This window comes from Methylophaga sp. UBA1464, assembly GCF_002325665.1.
Classification (GTDB): domain Bacteria; phylum Pseudomonadota; class Gammaproteobacteria; order Nitrosococcales; family Methylophagaceae; genus Methylophaga.
The window spans coordinates 76,411-77,278 of the sequence record NZ_DCSO01000109.1 but is presented as its reverse complement, the minus strand read 5'-3'; the positions used below and the strand labels follow the sequence as shown (position 1 = coordinate 77,278).

The 868-nt window shown below is 45.7% G+C and carries 1 protein-coding gene and 1 pseudogene; both read right to left on the bottom strand.

What is annotated here, in order from left to right; translation table 11 throughout:
• Positions 1–332: DUF3429 domain-containing protein (locus B3O33_RS15065; protein WP_292363897.1), on the bottom strand; the 332-nt coding region annotated here is incomplete at its 3' end.
• Positions 329–868: pseudogene (locus B3O33_RS15060) on the bottom strand (exonuclease); the annotation flags it as partial. The pseudogene B3O33_RS15060 and the gene B3O33_RS15065, both read right to left, overlap by 4 nt.

Genomic DNA, 868 nt, shown 5'->3' with positions numbered 1-868 from the left:
ACGGCAGAGTAGATCTCGCGTAGTTGCTGCCGTTCATATAAGTGCAGACCGATAAATGATAATGCGGCCAGCCATAACCAATAATGTGTTGGAGATAACAACCAGCACCAGGCCCATAACATGGTGGACACACTGACTATCACGACATGACGTGGCAGATCGTAAATGCTGCTGACATACCAGAGCAGTCCGCCGAGGAAGGTGAAAATCAGTGCGGCATAACTCAGCAGCCAGTCAAAAGCATACAAAAATCCCAGCCAGCTCATAATGGCCAGCCCAAAGAAAGGCAGCAATCCGGCGTAGCCTAAAATCCGATGCCTGGTGGTGATCATGAAGCCTCCTCTGCAGGTAAATGTAAGGTTTCAATCAATAATTGTTTGGGACGAAGTTTTAACAAAAAGCGTAGCTGGATTTTGTAGGCATCCAGATCAAAATATTGTGGTTCAGCATATTGCTGCTGTAATCGTTCAAAGGCATCGTGTTGGTTTTTTACGATGCCGAGATAAAGCCATTGATCGACCAGATGAAAATGTGCCGCTTCATAATCGCCATCAGACGGCAGTTCGGTAATCACTATTGGGCCTTTCCATGGCCAGGCCTGATTTTTAATACCCGATAACGCAGTTTGCAAACGCAGGTTGTAGCGTATTGACGGTTCTTCACCACAGCAGGCACCCAGACATTTTTTTAACTGATAACCGAAACAGCCGTTTTTGGTTTTTTCCAGCCCGCATAGTTTCTGACACAGCTGATGTTCATTAATTAGATCGAGCAGTTTTTTTTCCGCTTGTTTTTGGCTACGGAATAATCCATAACGCTGACTGATATTTGGCGATTGATGTAAGTCGGCCATCTCGACACTGGTGCG